Origin of the sequence: Kitasatospora sp. NPDC058162 (assembly GCF_042884005.1) — a bacterium.
Taxonomy (GTDB): Bacteria; Actinomycetota; Actinomycetes; order Streptomycetales; family Streptomycetaceae; genus Kitasatospora.
This window is the reverse complement of record NZ_JBHVUS010000019.1, coordinates 57,487-77,195: the sequence shown is the minus strand read 5'-3', so window position 1 is coordinate 77,195 and position 19,709 is coordinate 57,487. Positions and strand designations below refer to the sequence as shown.

20 protein-coding genes are annotated in these 19,709 nt (G+C 74.4%); 11 read left to right on the top strand and 9 right to left on the bottom strand.

The genetic code is table 11. The features are described from left to right. Nucleotides 1–27: 27 nt before the first annotated feature. The gene (locus tag ACFVXG_RS28575) at nt 28–1,011 is read right to left on the bottom strand and encodes a MarR family transcriptional regulator (protein ID WP_387931318.1); all 984 of its coding nucleotides are present in this window, start codon (nt 1,009–1,011) and stop codon (nt 28–30) included. Nucleotides 1,012–1,110: 99 nt separating this feature from the next. Here ACFVXG_RS28575 and ACFVXG_RS28570 point away from each other — a divergent pair, with 99 nt between their 5' ends. Further along, the gene (locus tag ACFVXG_RS28570) at nt 1,111–2,322 is read left to right on the top strand and encodes an MFS transporter (protein ID WP_387931317.1); all 1,212 of its coding nucleotides are present in this window, start codon (nt 1,111–1,113) and stop codon (nt 2,320–2,322) included. On the opposite strand, the gene ACFVXG_RS28565 is transcribed toward ACFVXG_RS28570, so the two are convergent. Further along, a complete protein-coding gene (locus tag ACFVXG_RS28565; RefSeq protein WP_387931316.1) occupies nt 2,312–2,968 on the bottom strand; it encodes a pyridoxamine 5'-phosphate oxidase family protein in 657 nt (218 codons plus the stop codon). The genes ACFVXG_RS28570 and ACFVXG_RS28565 overlap by 11 nt on opposite strands. Nucleotides 2,969–3,222: 254 nt before the next feature. Here ACFVXG_RS28565 and ACFVXG_RS28560 point away from each other — a divergent pair, with 254 nt between their 5' ends. The 3 genes from ACFVXG_RS28560 to ACFVXG_RS28550 all read left to right on the top strand — a co-directional run bounded on the left by ACFVXG_RS28560 (nt 3,223) and on the right by ACFVXG_RS28550 (nt 6,717). After that, nucleotides 3,223–4,083, top strand: coding sequence for an NAD(P)H-binding protein (locus tag ACFVXG_RS28560; protein ID WP_387931315.1), 861 nt, complete (start codon nt 3,223–3,225; stop codon nt 4,081–4,083). Between the two features lie 270 nt (nt 4,084–4,353). After that, nucleotides 4,354–5,196, top strand: a complete 843-nt coding sequence (locus ACFVXG_RS28555; RefSeq protein ID WP_387931314.1) for a slipin family protein — start codon at nt 4,354–4,356, stop codon at nt 5,194–5,196. 156 nt (nt 5,197–5,352) lie between these two features. Then, on the top strand, nt 5,353–6,717 hold the full coding sequence (locus ACFVXG_RS28550) for an FAD-dependent oxidoreductase (RefSeq protein WP_387931313.1): 1,365 nt from the start codon (nt 5,353–5,355) through the stop codon (nt 6,715–6,717). 13 nt (nt 6,718–6,730) lie between these two features. Here ACFVXG_RS28550 and ACFVXG_RS28545 read toward each other — a convergent pair whose 3' ends face one another. Both ACFVXG_RS28545 and ACFVXG_RS28540 read right to left on the bottom strand, forming a co-directional pair. Further along, nucleotides 6,731–7,375, bottom strand: coding sequence for a TetR/AcrR family transcriptional regulator C-terminal ligand-binding domain-containing protein (locus ACFVXG_RS28545; protein WP_387931312.1), 645 nt, complete (start codon nt 7,373–7,375; stop codon nt 6,731–6,733). Between the two features lie 139 nt (nt 7,376–7,514). Further along, nucleotides 7,515–8,036 carry a hypothetical protein gene (locus ACFVXG_RS28540; protein WP_387931311.1) on the bottom strand — a complete coding sequence of 174 codons (522 nt, stop codon included), beginning with the start codon at nt 8,034–8,036 and terminating at the stop codon, nt 7,515–7,517. 260 nt (nt 8,037–8,296) lie between these two features. Here ACFVXG_RS28540 and ACFVXG_RS28535 point away from each other — a divergent pair, with 260 nt between their 5' ends. The 4 genes from ACFVXG_RS28535 (at nt 8,297) to ACFVXG_RS28520 (ending at nt 11,970) form a co-directional block, all read left to right on the top strand. After that, complete coding sequence (locus tag ACFVXG_RS28535) at nt 8,297–9,118, top strand: lipase family protein (RefSeq protein ID WP_387931310.1); 822 nt, start codon at nt 8,297–8,299, stop codon at nt 9,116–9,118. Continuing rightward, nucleotides 9,115–9,552, top strand: a complete 438-nt coding sequence (locus ACFVXG_RS28530; RefSeq protein WP_387931309.1) for a ribonuclease domain-containing protein — start codon at nt 9,115–9,117, stop codon at nt 9,550–9,552. The genes ACFVXG_RS28535 and ACFVXG_RS28530 overlap by 4 nt, the downstream gene beginning before the upstream one ends. A gap of 158 nt (nt 9,553–9,710) precedes the next feature. Continuing rightward, entirely contained in the window at nt 9,711–11,105 is a 1,395-nt protein-coding gene (locus ACFVXG_RS28525; RefSeq protein WP_387931308.1) for a chloride channel protein, read from the top strand. A gap of 151 nt (nt 11,106–11,256) precedes the next feature. Next, on the top strand, nt 11,257–11,970 hold the full coding sequence (locus ACFVXG_RS28520; RefSeq protein WP_387931307.1) for a DUF2278 family protein: 714 nt from the start codon (nt 11,257–11,259) through the stop codon (nt 11,968–11,970). A gap of 58 nt (nt 11,971–12,028) precedes the next feature. Here ACFVXG_RS28520 and ACFVXG_RS28515 read toward each other — a convergent pair whose 3' ends face one another. From ACFVXG_RS28515 to ACFVXG_RS28500, 4 genes are all read right to left on the bottom strand, one after another. Then, nucleotides 12,029–12,712 (bottom strand): response regulator, encoded by a 684-nt coding sequence (locus ACFVXG_RS28515; protein WP_387931306.1) that lies wholly within the window; start codon nt 12,710–12,712, stop codon nt 12,029–12,031. Beyond that, a complete protein-coding gene (locus tag ACFVXG_RS28510; protein WP_387931305.1) occupies nt 12,709–14,025 on the bottom strand; it encodes a histidine kinase in 1,317 nt (438 codons plus the stop codon). The genes ACFVXG_RS28515 and ACFVXG_RS28510 overlap by 4 nt, the downstream gene beginning before the upstream one ends. A 132-nt stretch (nt 14,026–14,157) precedes the next feature. After that, on the bottom strand, nt 14,158–15,009 hold the full coding sequence (locus tag ACFVXG_RS28505) for an ABC transporter permease (RefSeq protein WP_387931304.1): 852 nt from the start codon (nt 15,007–15,009) through the stop codon (nt 14,158–14,160). After that, on the bottom strand, nt 15,006–15,953 hold the full coding sequence (locus tag ACFVXG_RS28500; RefSeq protein ID WP_387931303.1) for an ATP-binding cassette domain-containing protein: 948 nt from the start codon (nt 15,951–15,953) through the stop codon (nt 15,006–15,008). Before ACFVXG_RS28500 ends, ACFVXG_RS28505 begins: the two co-directional genes overlap by 4 nt. A gap of 189 nt (nt 15,954–16,142) precedes the next feature. On the opposite strand from ACFVXG_RS28500, the gene ACFVXG_RS28495 reads away from it, so the two are divergent. From ACFVXG_RS28495 to ACFVXG_RS28485, 3 genes are all read left to right on the top strand, one after another. Beyond that, nucleotides 16,143–16,631 (top strand): GNAT family N-acetyltransferase, encoded by a 489-nt coding sequence (locus tag ACFVXG_RS28495; RefSeq protein WP_387931302.1) that lies wholly within the window; start codon nt 16,143–16,145, stop codon nt 16,629–16,631. A gap of 85 nt (nt 16,632–16,716) precedes the next feature. Further along, nucleotides 16,717–17,157: a DUF5946 family protein gene (locus ACFVXG_RS28490; protein ID WP_387931301.1), complete on the top strand. Its 441-nt coding sequence runs from the start codon at nt 16,717–16,719 to the stop codon at nt 17,155–17,157. A gap of 108 nt (nt 17,158–17,265) precedes the next feature. After that, nucleotides 17,266–17,529: a hypothetical protein gene (locus ACFVXG_RS28485; RefSeq protein ID WP_387931300.1), complete on the top strand. Its 264-nt coding sequence runs from the start codon at nt 17,266–17,268 to the stop codon at nt 17,527–17,529. A 27-nt stretch (nt 17,530–17,556) separates the two neighbouring features. On the opposite strand, the gene ACFVXG_RS28480 is transcribed toward ACFVXG_RS28485, so the two are convergent. After that, complete coding sequence (locus ACFVXG_RS28480; RefSeq protein ID WP_387931299.1) at nt 17,557–19,626, bottom strand: sensor histidine kinase; 2,070 nt, start codon at nt 19,624–19,626, stop codon at nt 17,557–17,559. Nucleotides 19,627–19,709: the final 83 nt, after the last annotated feature.

Below are 19,709 nucleotides of genomic sequence, written 5' to 3'. Positions count from 1 at the left end.
TATGCCCGAAGGGGTTTGCCCGACCGGTCAGCCGCCACCCGCCACCAGCTGGTCCCCCAACGCGCTGCGCCGGTACAGGACTTGCCGGCCGTCGCGGGCCCGGGCGACCAGGCCGGTGGCGTGCAGCACCCGCAGCTGCTGGGAGACGGCGCTCGGGGTGACGCGCAGCCGCCGGGCCAGCTCGACGGTGGGCAGGGGTTCCTCCAGCAGGACGAGCAGCCGGGCGCGCGGGGCGCCCAGCAGGGTGGTGAGGGCGGTCGGGTCGGGGGCCGGCGGGGTGTCCCAGAGGGTGGCCACGCCGCGGCTGGGGTAGACCAGGCGCGGTGGCACGTCCGGGCTGACCGGCGGCGCGGGCTTGTGGGCGAAGACGGACGGCAGGAGCAGCAGGCCCCGGCCGGACGGCGCGACCCGGTGGTGGCCGATCATCCGGTCGACGTGCAGCACACCGCTCTCCCAGCGCAGGTCGGGGTGCATGTCGGCGAAGAGCAACCGAGCGCCGCCGAGGGCGAGTTGGCGGGCGCGGTAGGTCATGTCCGCCTCCAGCACCAGCCGCATCCGCGGCCAGAGCGGCTCGATCGCCGACTCCCAGTAGCCGCGCAGCAGTTCGCAGATCGCGTCACGCAGCCGAAGGACTGTCGCGTCGTCCTCGGCGAGCGCGTCGCGCAGCGCCTCCGGCAGCGCGTCGGGCGCGTGGGCGAGCTGCAGGTCGTGCCGCAGCTCCGCCGCCGGCGCCCGCCGGACGAGGGCGAGTTCCTCCTCGAAGCCGGGCGCGAAGCCACCGGCCGCCGGGGTGAGGACATCCGGCAGGGTGCGTCTGCGGGCCACCAGCGACATCAGCAGTCCGGTGTCCAGAGCGCCGAGCCGGCCGAGCACCGAGCGCCGCCAGGGCAGGTGCAGCGCGGACAGCCCCGGGTCCTGGAGCACCCGGAGGCTGAGCACCGTCTCGTGCAGCGGGGAGAGCGCGAAGCGGGTGTCGGCGAGGTCCTCGACGTCGAGCTCGAAGCTGATCATTAAGCCCCACGCTACATCCGTTGGCACGGCCCGGGCGATGCCGTGCACTGCCTCCATGGCCTCCCACCCAGCTACGGCTTCAGTCCGATGACCCGCCCCATGACCCGCCCGATCGTCCCCCTGCTCACCGTCACCTGCGCCGTCGCGGTCGGCAATCTCTACTTCCCGCAGGCCCTCGGCCCACTGATCGCCACCGGCCTGCACGTGTCACCGGACGCGGCCACCACCGTGGTCACCGCAACCCAGCTCGGCTACACCGCCGGCATCGTCCTGCTGGTGCCGCTCGCCGACCGGCTGCCCAACCGCCCGCTGCTGGTCGCCCTGCTGGGCGTCAGCGGGCTCGCCCTGCTCGCCGCCGGCTGCGCCCCGGCGCTGCCCGCGCTCGTCGCGGCGAGCGCGGCGGTCGGCCTGACCACCATCGCCGCGCAGGTGGTCGGCCCGCTGGCGGCCGGACTGACCGCCCCGGACCGTCAAGGGGCGGTGATCGGCATCCTGTTGAGCGGTTCGACCGCCGGGATGCTGCTGGCCCGCACCTTCGGCGGCGCCCTCGGCGCCTGGCTGGGCTGGCAGGCCCCGTACCTGGCCGCCGCGGCCGCCGCCCTGCTGCTCGCCGCGGTCCTGGCGAAAGCCGTCCCGACCACCACGCCGAGCTCCCGGCAGCCGTACCCGGCCCTGTTGCTCGGACCGTTGCTGCTGCTGCGCCGCGAGCCCGAGCTGCGCCGCTCCAGCCTGTACCAGGCGACCGTCTTCGCCGGGTTCTCCGCCGTCTGGACCTGCCTGGCGCTGTTGCTGACCGGCCCGGCGTACCGGCTGGGCGCCCCGGCGGTGGGCCTGCTCGCGCTGGTCGGCGCGGCGACGGTCCTCTGCACGCCGTACGCGGGCCGCCTGGTGGACCGGCACGGGCCGGACCCGGTGAACCTGGCCTGCCTGCTCGGGGTCCTCGCCGCGGCCCTCGTGCTGCTCCCGGGGGCCGGCGGCGGACCGCTGGGGCTGGCCGCGCTGGTACTCGGCACGCTGCTATTGGACGTGGCGATGCAGTGCGGCATGGTGGCCAGTCAGGCCCGGGTGTACGCGGTACGGCCGGAGGCGGCGGGCCGACTCAAGACCGCGTACATGACCTGCGCCTACCTGGGCGGCAGCGCGGGCTCCTGGCTCGGCGTGCGGGTCTGGGACCGGGCCGGCTGGTGGGGCGTGTGCGCGCTGCTCGCCGCGCTGGCCGCGCTCGCGCTGGGCCGCCACCTGCTGGCCGTACGGCCGTCCGGGCCTCGGCCGTCGACCGGTGACCAGCCAGCGGGCACCGTCACCCGGTGACCAGGCGGCGACCGCTGATCTCGGCCGGGCGGATCCGGACCCAGCGGGGCCGGTCGCCGCCTGCCCACGGGGCCGCGCCGGGGAGGCCGTCGAGGCGGTGCAGCTCCTCCGGGTCGTCCACGTAGGCCACCGAGCCGAGGGCGAGCACGCTCCAGCCGCGTCCCAGGTACTCGTCGATGCGGTCGACCTGGAAGGACACCTCGGCCCCCGGTTCCGGGGCGGTGGCGGCGTGTTCGCTGGTGCGGTAGGCGAAGGTGGCGTGGTCGACCACGTAGTTGACGGGGTAGACCGCCGGGCCGGGGCGCACCGGCAGGGCGATCCGGCCGATCCCGTGGGTGCCGACCAGTTCCCAGCACTCGGCGTCGGTGAGGTCGAGCAGCCGGGGTCGCGGGCCGGGTGCGCCGCGGCCGGGCGGGGCGTCCGCGCGGCCCTCCAGGAGTTCCTCCCGGCTGGTGCCGAGGGCGGCGGCGATCCGGACGAAGCCGCCGGGGTCGAAGGCGGGGCCGGCCACGAGCAGGTGGCGCAGGTACTGGGGGGCCATCGCGGCCCGGTGGGCCAGCGCGTCCTCGGTGAGGCCGAGTTGCTCGCGGCGTTCGGCGATCCGGTCGGCCACGGCGGTGGGGTCGGGATCGGGGGTGTCGTTCACGGTGGTGGCTCCTCGGCTCGCCAAGGGGGGTGCCCGGACCGGTGTCCGGGCGGTGACCAGGCCGGATCCATCCAAGCGTCCGGCCCACTCCGAGTCGAGGAACGGCGGGGCCCCGTGCGTGTCGGCCCCTCCCGCACCCGGCGACGGGAACCCCGACCTTGATCCCCCCTCCCCCGCCTGCGATCATCCCCCCTGACGTGGAATCAAGTCCGCGTCGGCAACGGGGAACAACGGGGAAGCAAGGAGACACATCCGTGATCGTCGTGACGGGTGCCACCGGTACGGTCGGCTCGAAGATCGTCGTCGGGCTGCGCGAGCGCGGCCTGGAGGTGCGGGCGCTGGTGCGCGCCGGGTCCGCGGGCCCGGCCGAGTGGGACGCGGGGGTCGAGCGGGTCGCTGCCGACTTCACCGACCCGGCCTCGCTGGACGCCGCGCTGGACGGCGCCGACACCGTCTACCTGCTGGTCGCCGTGCACCCGGAGATGGCCCAGCACGAGCGGAACGTGATCGACGCCGCCGTCCGCACCGGCCGCCGCCCGCGGATCGTGCTGCACGCGGCCGCCGGTATCGAGTACCGGCCGGAGGGGGTGCGCTTCGTCGGCTCGCACGTGGCGGGCCTGGACCACCTCAAGGCCTCCGGCCTGCCGTGGACCGTTCTCGGCCCGAACGGCTTCCACCAGAACTTCCTCGGCACCGCCCCGACCGTCAAGGCCGGCCACCTGGCCGTGCCGGGCGGCGAGGGCGCGGTGTCGTACGTGGACGCCCGGGACGTCGCGGCCGCCGCCGTCGAGGTGCTGGCGACGGAGGGGCACGAGGGCGCGGTCTACACCCTGACCGGCCCGGCCGCGCTCACCCACGGCGAGCTGGCCGAACAGCTGGCCGCCGTCGCGGGCCACCCGGTCTCGTACACCGCGCTCACCCCGGAGGTCGCCCTGGACGGCCTGCTCGGCATGGGTTGGGAGCCGTGGCGGGCCGAGGGCATGGTGGAGCTGTACGGGCTGTACGCGGCCGGGACGGCCTCGGCCGTCAGCCCGGACGTCGAGAAGCTGACCGGCCGTCCGCCGCGCTCCTTCGCCGAGTTCGCCGCCGAGCACGCGGACGCCTTCCGCGCCTGAACCGAGCCCTGAGTCGAGCCCTGAACCAAGCCCGGGGCCGCGCCACAGCCGCCGACGTCGCCGCCGCCGTTGCCGTGAAGCGGCAGCGACGGCGCGGCCCCGGTGCCCGGATCGAGCGGCGTCGTCAACGCTGCGTCAAGATCCCCCTGCACACGCCTTACCGTGCCCGCCGGCCGGGAGCATACTGTGCTGCGCGCGGCGAGCGCCCGGCGACAGGGCCACTCCGGACCCGGCCCGGCCGCACCGCGACGGGGAGAAGGTAGAACTGGCGTGGCATCAGTACTCGTGATCGTCGCCGTGGTGGTCCTCTTCTTGCTGACGACCGGCGTGCGGGTGGTGCAGCAGTACGAGCGCGGCGTGGTGTTCCGGCTCGGCCGGGTGCGCGGGACGGTCCGCGAGCCGGGCCTGACGCTGCTGGTGCCGGTGCTGGACAAGATGCGCAAGGTGAACGTCCAGGTGGTCACCATGCCGGTGCCCACCCAGGAGGGCATCACCAAGGACAACGTCTCGGTGAGCGTCGACGCGGTGCTGTACTTCCGCGTGATCGAGCCGATCAGGGCCACCGTGGACGTGCAGAACTACAACTTCGCGATGCTGCAGGTCGCCCAGACCTCGCTGCGCTCGATCATCGGCAAGAGCGAGCTGGACGACCTGCTGTCCGGCCGGGAGAACCTCCACCACGACCTGGAGGTCATGCTGGAGAGCCCCGCGACGGGCTGGGGCGTGCACATCGACCGGGTGGAGATCAAGGACGTCAGCCTGCCCGACTCGATGAAGCGCTCGATGGCCCGCCAGGCCGAGGCGGACCGTGAGCGCCGGGCCCGTATCATCACCGCGGACGGCGAGTTCCAGGCGGCCGCCAAGCTCGCCGAGGCGGCGGCCAAGATGTCCGAGACCCCGGCGGCCCTGCAGCTGCGCATGCTGCAGACGGTGGTCGAGGTGGCGGCGGAGAAGAACTCGACGCTGGTGCTGCCGTTCCCGGTGGAGATGCTGCGGTTCTTCGAGGCGTCCGCGAACCGGCTCACCGAGGGCGCGGCCGCCCCGACCGCACCGGCACCGACCGTCCCACCGCAGGTGCCCGCCACGCCCACCGCTCCGGCCGACGCCGACTGACGTCCGGCCGGCCCGGGAAGTTCCCGGGCCGGCCATAGGTCGGCTCTATGAGGTCATAGATCGACACCGCCTACACCTCCGCGCGACCAGCGGGTTGGCTGCAAGGGTCCAGACCAGTCGGCCCCCGCCGTGTGCCCGCCCGGAGGATTCACCCGCATGACCCGCTCGATCCGAGTCGCCATAGTCGGAGCCGGCCCCGCCGGGATCTACGCCGCCGACGCCCTGCTCAAGTCCGACGCCGCGAAGGCGCCCGGCGTCTCGATCGACCTGTTCGAGCGGATGCCGGCCCCCTTCGGCCTGATCCGCTACGGCGTGGCCCCGGACCACCCGCGGATCAAGGGCATCGTCACCGCCCTGCACCAGGTCCTCGACAAGCCGCAGGTCCGCCTGTTCGGCAACGTCGACTACCCGACCGACCTCACCCTGGACGACCTGCACCGCCACTACGACGCCGTGGTCTTCTCCACCGGCGCGATGGCCGACCGCTCGCTCGACCTGCCCGGCATCGACCTGGACGGCTCCTACGGCGCGGCGGACTTCGTCTCCTGGTACGACGGCCACCCGGACGTGCCGCGCACGTGGCCGCTGGAGGCCAAGAAGGTCGCCGTCCTCGGCGTCGGCAACGTCGCCCTGGACGTCGCCCGGATCCTCGCCAAGACCGCCGACGAGCTGCTGCCCACCGAGATCCCCCCGAACGTGTACGAGGGCCTGAAGGCCAACCGCGCCGTCGAGGTCCACGTGTTCGGCCGCCGCGGCCCGGCCCAGGCCAAGTTCAGCCCGATGGAGCTGCGCGAGCTCGACCACTCGCCCACCATCGAGGTCATCGTCAACCCCGAGGACATCGAGTACGACGAGGGCTCGATCGCCGAGCGCCGCGCCGTCAAGCACGTCGACCTGGTCGCCGCCACCGTCGAGAACTGGGCGATCCGGGACGTCGGCGACCGCCCCCACCGGGTCTACCTGCACTTCTTCGAGTCCCCGGTCGAGGTGCTCGGCGAGGACGGCAAGGTCGTCGGCCTGCGCACCGAGCGCACCGAGCTGGACGGCACCGGCAATGTGCGCGGCACCGGCCGGCACACCGACTGGGACGTCCAGTCGGTCTACCGCGCCGTCGGCTACTACTCCGACGAGCTGCCCAAGCTGCCCTTCGACCCGGTCTCCGGCACCGTCCCGCACCAGGCCGGCCGCGTCCTGGACGGCGACGGCTCGCACGTCCCCGCCGTCTACGTCACCGGCTGGATCAAGCGCGGCCCGGTCGGCCTGATCGGCCACACCAAGGGCGACGCCAACGAGACCGTCGCCTGCCTGCTGGAGGACCACGCCACCGGCCGGCTGCCCGGCGCCACCGAGCCCGACCCGGCGGCGATCGAGGAGCACCTGCGCGCCCGCGGTGTCCGCTTCACCACCTGGGACGGCTGGAAGCAGCTCGACGCCCACGAGCGGGAGCTCGGGCAGGCCGAGGACCGCGAGCGCGTCAAGGTCGTCGAGCGCGACGACATGCTGCGCCACAGCGGGGCCTGAGGCACGCCCGCGGTCACCGGCGGACGATCGGCAGCAGCACCTCGTCGACGATCGCCACCGGATCGAGCTCCACGGCGCCCCCGCCGCACATCTTGATCCGGTACAGCATCAGCGCCGGCACCGCGTCGGTGACCATCGGGGTGACCGCCCCGGGGCGGACCTCGCCCCGGGCGGTGCCCCGGTCGAGCACCTCGGCGATCAGCGCGGTGGTGGGCTCGACCACCCGCTCCTGCACCAGCTCCAGGAAGACCCGGGCGCGCTGGTGGTCGATCTCGCTCATGATGGCGCGGACGGCGGCGCCCAGGTCGCTGAACATCGCGGTGCGCAGCCCGGTCACCACCTCCAGGAGGTCCCCGCGCAGGCTGCCGGTGTCCGGGGCCGGCCGGGCCGGGGGCAGGGCGGCCCGCAACGCGTCCATGACCAGCTCCTCCTTGGAGGACCACCGCCGGTAGAGCGCGGCCTTGCCGGTCTGCGCGGCGGCGGCCACACCCTCCATGGTGAGGCGGGCGTAGCCGTCGGTGGTGAGCTGCTGGAGGGCGGCCCGGTAGATGGCGCTCTCCAAGGCCTCGCCCCGTCGGCGGGCCGGGGCGGCGGCCACGATTGCTGCTGCTCCTGCGCGCACGGTGCCGCCCTCAGCGCTTCGGGCTTCAGCGGACATGGCTGCACACCTTCCGGGGGTTCCCTGTTCACCAGGCCTACGGCCAATGTTAGTGAACGAATCCGTTCCCTCCCAAGCACCGCGCGCGGTTCGGCCCCCGGGACCGGACGGCGGCCCCGGGGGCCGGAGGGGCGTGGGTTCAGCGGTCGGCCTGGTAGGCGTTGAGCTTGCTCAGCGGGCCGTAGCTGCCGTCGGAGTAGACCGGCTGCATCTGGACGTCGCCGTAGATCTGGAACAGCTTCTTCGCCGGGTCGGCGGCGGTCGGGTTGCAGTTCGGGAAGCCGGTGTACCAGTAGATGCTGGCCACGCCATCGCCCTGCACGGGCGGCGAGACGGTGGTGTAGAAGGTGACCACGCCCTTCTTGGCCGGATTGGGCCCGTTCGGGTCGTGCAGCTCCCAGGCGCCGGAGACCGTGGCGGGGGTGGCGTTCGAGGTGACGGTCAGCGTCATGTCGTCGTTGAACTGGACGGCCGAGATGCCGAGCCAGGTGCTGATCACGTCGTCGAACTGGTAGGCCCGGGCCGGGTAGGTGTAGTCGGCCACGTTCCCGCCGCACTGGCCCGCCGCCCGGGTCGCCGCCTGTGCCGTGCCGCCCTGGGCCAGGGTGCCCGCCGCGGCGATCAGCACGGCCAGTGCGGCCAGGCTCTTGCGGGTCGTCATGTGCTTCATGGTGCTCAAGTCCCTTTGCTCGGTGGTGGTTCGCCTGATGCGTCGACGGAACCCGCCGACGCCACCAACTAGCGCATCGGCCACCACGGGCCGCAAATCCCATGAAGCAATCAGATGACACGTATACATAGGGATCGATTCGTGCGCCGCCCCTGCGCTGTTGGAACGACTCCCGGGCCGGTCGCCCGTCCGTCGACGGGCGCTTCCGCTACCAACGAGGGACGCCCCCCCATCGAAAGGCGGCTCCCTTCGTGCCCGTACCCACCACCTTCGACCAGAGCGCGACCGGCTACAGCCTCGCCCACGCCTACTGGCTGGCCAAGGCCGCGGACCTCGCCTACCAGAACGACGCCACCATCGACCGGCAGGCCCGGGACTGGGGCTTCGACACGGTGCGCCACCACCAGACCCGGTTCACCCCGCCGTTCCCGCTCCAGGACACCCAGGCGTACACCATGGCGAGCGACCGCATGATCGTGGTCGCCTTCCGCGGCACCGAGCCCAAGGAGATCCGCGACTGGCTCACCGACTCCACCACCCCGCCCTGGCCCGGCCCCGCCGGCACCGGCTACGTCCACTACGGCTTCGGCGAAGCGCTGGAGTCGGTCTTCCCCGACGTCCTCAAGACCCTCACCGAACTCCGCACCGACGACCAGACCGTCTGGCTCACCGGCCACAGCCTCGGCGGCGCCCTCGCCATGCTCGCCGCCGCCCGCCTCAGCCTGGAGGACCCCCGGCTGACGGCCGACGGCGTGTACACCTTCGGCCAGCCCCGCACCTGCGACCGGCTCCTCACCGCCGCGTACGACAAGGCCTTCCAGGGCCGGAGTTACCGCTTCGTCAACAACAACGACATCGTCCCCCAGCTGCCGCCCGAGCCGGCCTTCACCCACGTCGGCGCCCTGCGCTTCATCGACTCGGCCGGGACGGTCCACGAGGGCGCCAGCGGCCTCCTCGCCGGGGTCGCCAACCGGGCCAAGGGCCTGACCTCGGCCGCCTTCGAGCCCACCGGCGAGGGCGTCCGCGACCACTTCATGCGCAACTACCTGACGGCCCTGGAGAAGAACCTGTGAACGCCCGCCTCGCCAAGACCGCGCTCGCCCTGCTGCTCACCCTCGGCCTCGCCCCGGCCGCCGTGCCCGCGCACGCCGTCACGGCCACCCGGGCCCCGGCCGCGCTCCTCCAGCCGCCGCTGCCGCTCGACGCCTTTCCGCCGCAGGTCGCCCAGTCCTGCGAGACCTGGCGCCAGCTGGAGTGGCCGGCCACCCCGGAACCCATCACCTACCGTCTCCCGGACGGTGAGTTCATCCGCGGCGGCAACCCGTACGGCAACCGCAGCGGCGACCTGCCGCACTCCACCACCTACCACGAGTACGACGTCAACCCCCGCCCCACCGCCAACACCCACCGGGACGCCGAGCGCATCGTCCGCGACACGGTCTCCAAGCGGGTCTACTACAGCGACGACCACTACGCCGACTTCCGCGAGATCTCCTACGGCTGCTGACCCGCAGCCCGCCCCGGGCACCCGCCGCCACCGCGACGGGTGCCCGCTTCCGTGTGCGGCGCTCGTACGGGCGGCACGCCGTGCGGGGCGGGCGGCCCCCGGCGAGACTCGGTCGCAGGACGGGGCCCAGCCACGTGAGAAACCCGAAGGAGCGGTGAATGCCGGAGCCCGAGCCGCCCGACGCGCCCCCGAGGCAGGGCGACGGCGGCCCCACCCTGCGCGAGGTGCTGCTGCACCGGGGCTACCTCGGGCTGCTGCTGGTCGCGGTGCTGGTCGGCATCCCGATCTCGCTGGTCGCCTTCGGGTTCGTCGGCCTGGAACACGAGCTGCAGCACTGGATCTGGGAGAGCCTGCCGGACACCGCCGGGTTCGACCGGGCGCCCTGGTGGTGGCCGCTGCCCGCGCTGGCGCTGGCCGGGCTGCTGCTCGCCCCGGTCGTCACCCGGCTGCCCGGGCGCGGCGGGCACGTGCCGGTGGACGGCCTCGGCGGCGCGCCCAGCCTGCCCCGGGACGTCCCCGGGGTGGTGCTGGCAGCGCTCGTCGGCCTGCCGCTCGGCGCGGTGCTCGGCCCGGAGGCGCCGCTGATGGCGCTCGGCGGCGGACTCGCGCTGCTCGCCGTCCGGGCGCCGACCCGGGCCCGGAACCCCCGGGTCGTACCGGTGCTGGGCACGGCGGGGGCGTCGGCGGCGATCTCCACCATCTTCGGCAGTCCGCTGGTGGCCGCGGTGATGATGATCGAGGCGGCCGGGCTGGGCGGCCCGCAGCTGGTCGCGCTGATCCTGCCCTGCCTGCTCGCCAGCGGCGTCGGCGCCCTGGTCTTCACCGGCTTCGGACACTGGACCGGGCTGGCGGTCGGCGCGCTCTCGCTGCCGCACGTGCCCGCGACCGGCACCCCGGATCCCGGCGACTTCCTGTGGGGCGTTCCGCTGGCCGTCGCGGTCGCGGTGGTCTGCGTAACGGGGCAGGCGCTCGGCCGCCGGGTGAAGGCCTTCACGACGGGCGGTCCCGGCGTCGGTTCGACCACTCGACGGACCGCCCTCCGCACCGTCGGCTGCGCGGTCGCGGTCGGCGGCTGCATCGCCGCGTACGCGCTGCTCACCGGCCGTTCGCCGGAGGAGGCCGCGCTCTCCGGCCAGGCCACCCTGGGCGCCCTCGCGGCCGATCCGGCCGCCTGGCCGATCGGCGCGCTGCTCGCGCTGGTGCTGTGCAAGACGCTCGGCTGGGGCATCGCGCTGGGCAGTCTGCGCGGTGGGCCGATCTTCCCCGCGATCCTGATCGGCGCCGCCCTCGGGGTGGCCTGCGCGCCGCTGCCGGGCCTGGGCACCGCCTCGGCGCTGGCTGCCGGGCTGGCCGCCTCCGGCGCGGCCCTGACGAGACTGCCGGTGACCAGCACGGTGCTGGCCACGATGCTGCTGGGCGGGCAGGCGGCGAACGCGATGCCGCTGCTGATCGTCACCGCCGTGACGGCCTTCCTGACCGCCGAGCTGCTGCGCGGACGGACCGGGCCGACCCGAGAGGCATCGGCAGCACCGGCACCGGTCGAGCACCCCTGACGCCCCTGTTCGGCGCTCTTGTCAATGTTCGGTGCCGCGGAAACCCGTCCGGGGGACGGCAGATGAACAAACGCCGATTCCCCGGCACCGCGCCCGGCCCGTGCCCGATAACGGAGTTGCTCCTGGCCGACCCCACCCGAGGAACCACCCCATGCCGATCAGCAACTACGGCGTGCTCACCGCCACCGCCGTCGACCGGCGCCGCGAGGGCGCCACCGGCACCCCGCACTACCAGATCCACCTGCGCGACGCCGCCGGCACCGACTACCGCGCCGCCGTCAACGTGCTCTCCCAGCAGGCCCCTTCGGACCTGCTCTACCTCGCCGACGAGGACTTCCGGCACCCGGTCACCGACCTGCTCCCGCCCGCCGGCAGCGGCTGGACGGAGCTGGACTCCCGCCCCGGCACGGCGAGCCTGGACTTCGTCCGCGGCAAGCTCTTCGACCACTCGGCGATGCACGTGCTGCCGCCCGACCTCCCGGGCCCGGACGACGACCTCGCCGACCTGCTCGACCACTACGTCCAGCACGCGATCGCCGACCGGAACGCCGCCGTGTACGTCTTCGGCCAGCGCTTCGGGCCCGAACCCGGCGTCCCCGACAAGGTGTTCGGCTTCCTGCCCGGCAACGGCGTGCACGACGTGCACATGAACCAGGGCAACAGCGGCCAGTTCCGCAAGGACGACGGGGTGTACCAGGACGGCGCCCTGCTGATCCACCTCCCGGACGAGAACCGCTGGGCGGCGGTGTTCCTCGCCTTCCAGTCGCAGTCCTGGCACACCGACGACCACACCGGCCACGGCCTGCCCGGCGCCGTCCCGCACCCCACCCGGGCGCCGCAGGACTCCCCCAACGCCCAGGCGTAGCACGGCAGAAGCGGCGCCCGGGGCCGCGCCGCGACGGACCCGGGCGCCCGCCGGCGGATCAGCTGGCGATCGGCGGATTGGGCCTCGTCAGTCCGCGGTCGTAGGCGAAGATCACCGCCTGCACCCGGTCCCGGGCGCCGATCTTCGCCAGCACCCGGCTGACGTGGGTCTTGACGGTCGATTCGGCCAGCACCAGCCGCTGGGCGATCTCGCTGTTGGTCCAGCCCTGGGCGATGGCCACCAGGATCTCCCGCTCGCGCTCGGTGAGCGCCTCCAGCCGGGCGTCCTCGACGGGCGCCGCGCCGGCCGGGCGGACCGGCAGGTGGTGGGCGTAGGCGTCGAGCAGCCGCCGGGTGATGGCCGGGGCCACCACCGCGTCGCCCTCGGCGACAGCGCGGATCCCGGCGAGCAGTTCCTCCGGCCGGGCGTCCTTGAGCAGGAAGCCGCTGGCCCCGGCGCGCAGCGCGGCGTGCGCGTACTCGTCGAGGTCGAAGGTGGTGAGGACCAGGATGCGCGAGCGCCCGCCGCTGGAGACGATCCGGCGGGTGGCCTCGATGCCGTCCATGCCGGGCATCCGGATGTCCATCAGGACGACGTCGGGCCGCAGGTCGGCGGTGAGCCGGACGGCCTCGGTGCCGTGCGCGGCCTCGCCGACCACCTCGGTGTCGGGCTGGCTCTCCAGCAGCATCCGGAAGCCGTAGCGCTGCAGTGGCTGGTCGTCCACGATGAGGACGGTGGTCACGGGTGGCCGCCTGTCGGGTCGGGGGTGAGGTCCAGTACGGCCTCCACGGTCCATCCTGCCCCAGGGCCGGGGCCCGCCGTGACGGTGCCGCCGTAGAGGGCCGCGCGTTCGCGCATCCCGGCCAGGCCGTGCCCCTCGCCGTCCGGGCGCGCCGGTGGGCGGGCGCCGCCGGGCGGGCCGGCGTCCTGGACCCGGACCCGCAGCCGGGTGGCGTCGACGGTCAGGGTGACGTGCGCCCGGGTGTCCGCTCCGGCGTGCTTGAGGGTGTTGGTGAGCGCCTCCTGGACGATCCGGTAGGCCATCAGCTGGACGCCGCGGTCCAGCCGGTCCGGGTCGCCGGAGACGGTGTACACCACCTGGGGTCCGGCGGCGCGGATCCGGGCGCACAGCCCGTCCAGGTCGGCGATGCCGGGCTGGGGGTTGAACTCGGCGGTCTGGTCGGCCTGGTCGCGCAGCACGCCGAGCATCCGGCGCAGCTCGCCGAGCGCCTGGCGGCTGGTCTCGCCGATCAGCTGCAGCGCCTCCCGGCCGCGCTCGGGGTGGGTCTGGGCGGCGTAGGCGCCGCCGTCGGCCAGGGTGACGATGACGGACAGGTTGTGGCCGATGATGTCGTGCATCTCCCGGGCCACCCGGGTGCGTTCGGTGGCGGTGGCCAGCCGGCTGCGCTGGTCGCGCTCGATCTCCAGCCGGGCGGCGCGCTCGCGCAGTCCGGCCAGCTGGGCGCGGCGGATGCGCACCGCGATGCCCAGGGCCACGCCTGCCGTGGCGGCGCTGACCAGGAAGAACAGGGCGTCCCCGACCGGCAGCCCGCCGCCGGACACCTCCACCGCGGCCAGTGCCATCGCCCCGACCATCACCAGGCAGGACCAGGCCAGGTGCCGCAGTCGCCCGTGCAGGGCCAGGCTGTAGAGCGCCACCAGCAGGGCGGCGTCGGCGCGCAGGCCCACGCCAAGCGACCACTGGAGCACGAACACCGCCATGATCGCGGCGAAGGCCGCCGTGGGCCGGCGCCGGCGCCACAGCAGCGGCAGCACCAGGCCGGCCTGGAGGGCCAGGGTGGCCGGCAGCGGGAGCCGGACCAGGTTGAGCCGGTGCTCGTGCGGGCCGCCGTCGCCGTGGCCCGGGAAGAGGTCGGGCAGGGCGAACACCAGGAACACCACGGCCACCACGGCGGCGTCCAGCACCCAGGGGTGGTCGCGGTCCGCCTCGCGCAGCCGCTGGCCGATCCGGGCCAGCCGGGCGAACAGCGGGTGGCCGGACAGCGCGTCGGTGGCCGCGAACGGGCCGGCGGAGGCGGAGTGGTCCTCGCTCACCGGGGGTTCTCCCTGCTGGTCGTACGAACGGAACGGGATGGGACAGAACCCTACGGAACTGGATGAAGCGGTGCGGCGCCGGTCTGGTCCGGCGCCGCACCGCGAGTGTCTCAGGCGCCGGAGCGCCCGGGCTCAGGCGTCGCTGCGCACCAGCCGTACGGCGGCACCGGCGAGCGCGAGCACCGTCCAGCCGAGGAAGACCAGCAGGCCGGCCGTCGGCGAGAGCGTGGTCGAGTCGTGGTGCAGGGCGAACATCGCCTCACCCGCGTGGCTGGGCAGGTAGGGGCTGATGTGGCTCTGCCAGGACGTCGGCAGCAGCGAGGTCAGGCCGGGGATCAGCATCAGCGAGGCGACCAGGACGGCGATGCCGCCGGCCACCGAGCGCAGCAGCGCGCCGAGGGCCACGCCGATCACGCCGACCAGGCCCAGGTAGAGCCCGGCACCGAGCAGGCTGCGCACCACGCCGGTGTCGGAGAGGGTGATCGCCGCCCGGGTGCCGGACAGGATGCCGCTGTCCGCGGTGAAGGTGACGAACACCCCGACGGTGCCCAGCACCAGCGCGATCACGCCGTACACCGCCGCCTTGGACCACAGCACCGGCAGGCGGCGCGGCACGGCGGCCAGGGTGGAGCGGATCATGCCGGTCGAGTACTCGCCGGCCGCGACCAGGACGCCGAGGACGCCGAGCGCCAGCTGGGCGAAGTTGGTGCCGAACAGCGACAGGCTGAGCGCGCTCGCGTCGGCGAAGTCCCGGTCCATCGGGCCGCCGGAGTTGATCCGCGACTTGTAGTGGAAGGCCGCGATCAGGCCGAAGGCGACCAGGAACAGCAGCGCCAGCCCGAGGGTGATCCAGCTGGAGCGCAGCGACCACAGCTTGGCCCACTCCGAGCGCAGCACGCGCGCGGCCGTCACCTTGTAGGCGGGGCTCGCGGGGCGCGTCCCGGCGGGCGTGGACGACGTCTGGCTGGGGGCGATGGTGCTCATGCCGCGCTCCTCTGGGTGTCGACGGTGCTCTCGACGGTGGTGGTCCCGTGGTACTCGACGGCGTCCCGGGTCAGCTCCATGAACGCCTCCTCCAGGGAGACCGTCCGCGGGGTCAGCTCGAACACCGCGATGCCCTCCTCGGCGGCGGTGAGGCCGATCTCGCGGGCCGTCCGCCCGGTGACCAGCAGCTCCTCGGAGCCGGAGCGGCCGGTGATCTCCACGCCCGGTCCGGCGAGCGCCGAGCGCAGCCGGGTCGGGTCGGCGCTGGCGACCTTGACGACGTCGCCGCCGGCCTGCTGGACCAGCTCCTGCACGGTGGTGTCGGCCAGCAGCCTGCCCCGCCCGACGATGATCAGGTGGTCGGCGACCAGCGAGACCTCGCTCATCAGGTGCGAGGAGACGAAGACGGTGCGGCCCTCGTCGGCGAGCGAGGTGAGCAGGTTGCGGATCCACAGCACGCCCTCGGGGTCGAGCCCGTTGACCGGCTCGTCCAGCATCACCGTGGCCGGGTCGCCCAGCAGGGCGGCCGCGATGCCGAGGCGCTGGCCCATGCCGAGCGAGAACGCCCCGGCGCGCTTGCGGGCCACCGACTGCAGGCCGGTCAGCTCGATGACCTCCTCGACCCGGCGGCGCGGGATGCCGTGGGTGTGGGCCTGGGCCATCAGGTGGTTGAAGGCCGAGCGGCCGGGGTGGATGGACTTGGCCTCCAGCAGCGCGCCCACCTCCTGCAGCGGCGCGGCGTGCTCGGAGTACCGGCGGCCGTTGACCCGGACCGACCCGCTGGTGGGCGCGTCCAGTCCGACGATCATCCGCATCGTGGTCGACTTCCCCGCCCCGTTGGGGCCGAGGAACCCGGTCACCGCGCCCGGTCGGACCGTGAAGTCCAGCCCGTCCACGGCGGTCTTCTCCCCGTACCGCTTCGTCAGCTGGTGCGCCTCGATCATCGCTAGCCCTTACGTTCAGGGGCCGGGCCCTCCCGGCCGCCCACGGTTCCACGCTAGGGCCCGGCGGGGCCCGATCCGTGGCACTGCGGACTGATCATCGGACGCCGCGTAGTACCGCGGTACCACTCCGTCGCCATACCCGCGGAAAAGCGGTTTCGCCGGGCCCGTCCGCTCGCCGAGGATGGTGCCATGGACGATCGGAGAGTGACCCTGCGTCGGATGACCCCGGCCGAGTACCAGTCGGCCACCGAGATCCGCGAGGCCGAGACCGTCGAGCAGCTCGCCGAGCGGATGCCGGCGGAGCTGGCCCGCGAACAGACCCGTCAGGGCACCGCCAGGTTCCTCCCGGACGGCGCGGACACCGCCGGCCACCACCTGGTGGTCGCCGAGGACGAGGCGGGCCGCACGGTCGGCACCGCCTGGATCGGCCCCGACCCCCGCGCCGGGGCGGGCGCCGCCACCTCCGCCTGGCTCTACCACCTCCGGGTCCTCCCCGAGTTCCGCCGCCAGGGCTACGGCGCGGCCGTCCTCGCCGCCGCCGAGCAGCTCGCCGTCCGTGTCGGCTGGACCGACCTCGCCCTGAACGTCTTCGGCGGCAACGAGGCCGCCATCGCCCTCTACCAGCGCTGCGGCTACGGCATCTCGTCGATGTACCTGAACAAGTCCCTCCGCGCGTAGCCCGGCAGCCCCCTTGCTCTGGCGGCCAACTACCCTGTGGCGGACGGCCGTCGGGGCCGTTCACGGGAGTCGAGGGGGAGGCGGGATGGAGACCTGCGGGGAGTGCGGTGCACGGGGGTGCCCGGAGCTGTTCCACCGGCTGCTGGCGCTGGATCACGCGCGGGCGGAGCCGTGGGGGCCCTTGCACGGGGTGTCGGTGTCCTGCTTCCTGCTGCAGCATCCGGCCCGGCTGCCCGGGGACGGCGGGGCGGGGGCCCGGGAGTTCCTGCGGGCGTACCTGGACGGCGGGCTGCCGGCCGTCGAGCGGCTGGTCGGGCGGGCGCGCCGGGCGAACTCACACCGGGTGACCGGCCAGGCGGCACCAGGTGGGGCGGCCCGGCCCGTACGGGAGGCGCCGCACGGCGGGTTCGCGGTGACGATCGAGCAGGTCGCGGTGGACGGGACGTTCCCGGCCGAGGGGTTCCCGGAGCGGGTCGAGGCGTGGGCATCGGCCACGCTGGCGGCCTGGGGGCACGACGGAGCGTAGCCGTGGCGGGACTCGGACGGGACCGTGGCCCCATGCGCATGGGTCAGGGGTGGCGGTGCCATGGAGGGGCGGGTCGACCGGCCTGCGGAATCCGTCCCGGAGGACACCATGAGCGCCAGATCGGTCAACTCGGTGGCCGTCGCCGCCGGAGCTGCTGGGGTCGTCGTCTTCGCCGTCGTGGTCGCCCGCGCCGCCCGGTGCTGCAAGGCCTGTGCCGAGCACGAGGCGGCCGCCGAGGAGGGGCGCAGGGGCCGCGCTCACGGTCATCGCCACGGCCACGGTCTCGGCAAGAACCGCGGCCACGGTCACGGTCACGGCAAGGGACACGGCCACGGCCACGTCCCGTGCCCGAACCCGCCGAACTGCGACTGACCCCCGCCCGGCCCGCGGCCGCTCCCGTCAGCCCGCCGCCGGGTTGCGCGGCAGCACCGCGTGCACCCGGGTGCCCCGGCCGAGGCCCACGGCGGGGTCGACGGTGCAGCTGCCGCCGATCTCCGCCGCCCGGTCGCTCATCGACCGCAGCCCCACCCCCGGGAACGCCGCGTCGCTGCGGCCGGGGCCCTGCCCGTCGTCCTCGACGATCAGCTCCAGCCGCCCCGGGTCGACCCGGACGGTCACCGTGGCACTGCTCGCCCGGGCGTGCCGCAGCACGTTGTTGAGCGCCTCGGCGGTGATCCGGTAGACGGCGACCTCGACGGCGGCGGGCAGGTCGGGCAGCGGGTCCGGGGCGAGCCGGGCGGTGACGGTGAGCTCGTCGCCGCTGAAGGTGTCGGCGAGTCGGCGCAGCGCCCGGGTCAGCCCGTAGTCGCCGAGCGCGGTGGGCCCGAGCCGGTCGGTGATCCGCCGGACCTCGCGGACGGCCGTGGCGAGGTCGTCGGCGACGTCCTCCAGGGCGCGGGCGAAGCGGGCCGGGTCGTCCACGGCGGCCGCGCCCTGCAGCCGCAGCCGCAGGCCGGCCAGCAGCGGGCCGAGTCCGTCGTGGATGTCGCGGCGCAGCTGGCGGCGCTCCTCCTCGCGGGCGGCGACGATCTGCTCGCGGCTGGCCCGCAGGTCCTCCATCAGCTGGAGCGAGGCGACGGCGGGCGCGGCCTGGTCGGCGAGGGAGCGCAGGATGTCGCGGTCGCTGTCGTCGAGCGCGCGCTGGCCGGGGCGCGGGGCGACGGTGAGCCGGCCGATCTCGCTGCCGCGGTGGACCAGGGCGAAGCGCTCGCCGCCGACGGGGTGCTCCCCCACGGCGGCGAGCCGGCGTTCGCCGCCGCGGGTGGAGACGGTCAGGTCCACGCCGGGCAGCCGCAGTTCGTCCCCGACCGTGGCGCACAGCACGGTGGGCACGTCCTGCGGGTCGACGGTCTGGCTGACCCGTCCGGCGAGGCTGCGCAGCACCTGGTACGGCTGGGCGCGCGAGCCGTAGTACCAGCGGTCGACGATGCCGGACGCCCAGCGCACGCCCCGGGGCAGACCGCCGGCGAGCAGGAAGACCACGGCGACCACGCACAGCGCGCCGAGGCCCCGGCCGGGCAGCAGCATGGTCGACAGCGCCCCGGCCAGCAGCACGAAGACGACGGCCAGCCCGGCGGCGACCAGCAGCCCGACGAGCACCCGCCGGGCCGAGCGGTCCAGCCGCCAGGAACCGTCGCGCACCACCACGGCGGCGAGGGTGACGGTCCACAGGGCGGAGGCGGCCGCGTAGGCGGCGTACGAGGCGGTGCTCTGGCCGTTGAAGTAGTAGCCGGCCTCGGCGCCGGCCCAGAGCAGGTAGACGGCGATCGCGATCAGCACGTTCTGCCGGCGGCGCCGGGACACCCGGCGGGTGCGGGCCAGCGGGACGAGCACCACCAGGGCGGTCAGGGCGACCCATACGACCAGTTGGGTGATGTGCAGCGTGCCGTTGACGTGCCGCAGCCAGTCGGCGAGGGTGCTGTCGGCGAGCGGGTTGGGGCGGCCGAACACGGTCGGCTGGTAGACGTAGTAGCTCGCCTGCGGCAGCATCCACAGGCCCACGGCGCCGATGGCGAGCCACCACCGGCGGTCGGTCAGCCGGCCGTACGGCAGCCAGAGCGGCAGCGCCTGCCAGATCGTGCCGCTGACGGTGTAGCCGACCGACTTGAGCACCACCACGGCCCCGACGTAGCGCGGGTCGCTCACCTCCGTCCACACCGGGGTCTCGGCGGCGAGCGGCAGGATCAGCGCGGACCCGTACGCCAGCAGCACCCAGCCCAGCTCCAGGCCGGGGCGGTGGACGTGCACCAGCACCCCGCCGGCGACGGCGGCCAGCCCGTACCCGAGCACCGCGAGGTGCCGGGTCGGCTGGGCGATCCCGGGCGTGCCCAGATGGCCCAGCACGTACCCGGCCCACAGCCCGCCCGCGGCCAGGCAGACCAGCGCGCACAGCCCCGCCGTCGCCAGCTGCCGTTCCGCCCGCCCGGGCCGGGGCCGCCACCAGAGGCTCCGCGCGCTCTCCGCACCCATGACCGCCCTCTTCTCACCCGCGACCGGCCGCATGGCAGCAGTCTCGTCCACCCGGTGTCCCGGGCGCATGGGGCAGCGGCCCC

Bases quoted from the DNA above. Each gene is read 5' to 3' on its own strand.
- ACFVXG_RS28525 (WP_387931308.1), top strand. From the start codon at position 9,711: ATGCCGGAGCCCGAGCCGCCCGACGCGCCCCCGAGGCAGGGCGACGGC.
- ACFVXG_RS28505 (WP_387931304.1), bottom strand. From the start codon at position 15,009: ATGAGCACCATCGCCCCCAGCCAGACGTCGTCCACGCCCGCCGGGACG.
- ACFVXG_RS28485 (WP_387931300.1), top strand. From the start codon at position 17,266: ATGAGCGCCAGATCGGTCAACTCGGTGGCCGTCGCCGCCGGAGCTGCT.
- ACFVXG_RS28545 (WP_387931312.1), bottom strand. From the start codon at position 7,375: ATGTCCGCTGAAGCCCGAAGCGCTGAGGGCGGCACCGTGCGCGCAGGA.
- ACFVXG_RS28520 (WP_387931307.1), top strand. From the start codon at position 11,257: ATGCCGATCAGCAACTACGGCGTGCTCACCGCCACCGCCGTCGACCGG.
- ACFVXG_RS28575 (WP_387931318.1), bottom strand. From the start codon at position 1,011: ATGATCAGCTTCGAGCTCGACGTCGAGGACCTCGCCGACACCCGCTTC.
- ACFVXG_RS28540 (WP_387931311.1), bottom strand. From the start codon at position 8,036: ATGACGACCCGCAAGAGCCTGGCCGCACTGGCCGTGCTGATCGCCGCG.
- ACFVXG_RS28570 (WP_387931317.1), top strand. From the start codon at position 1,111: ATGACCCGCCCGATCGTCCCCCTGCTCACCGTCACCTGCGCCGTCGCG.
- ACFVXG_RS28550 (WP_387931313.1), top strand. From the start codon at position 5,353: ATGACCCGCTCGATCCGAGTCGCCATAGTCGGAGCCGGCCCCGCCGGG.
- ACFVXG_RS28480 (WP_387931299.1), bottom strand. From the start codon at position 19,626: ATGGGTGCGGAGAGCGCGCGGAGCCTCTGGTGGCGGCCCCGGCCCGGG.
- ACFVXG_RS28490 (WP_387931301.1), top strand. From the start codon at position 16,717: ATGGAGACCTGCGGGGAGTGCGGTGCACGGGGGTGCCCGGAGCTGTTC.
- ACFVXG_RS28500 (WP_387931303.1), bottom strand. From the start codon at position 15,953: ATGATCGAGGCGCACCAGCTGACGAAGCGGTACGGGGAGAAGACCGCC.
- ACFVXG_RS28495 (WP_387931302.1), top strand. From the start codon at position 16,143: ATGGACGATCGGAGAGTGACCCTGCGTCGGATGACCCCGGCCGAGTAC.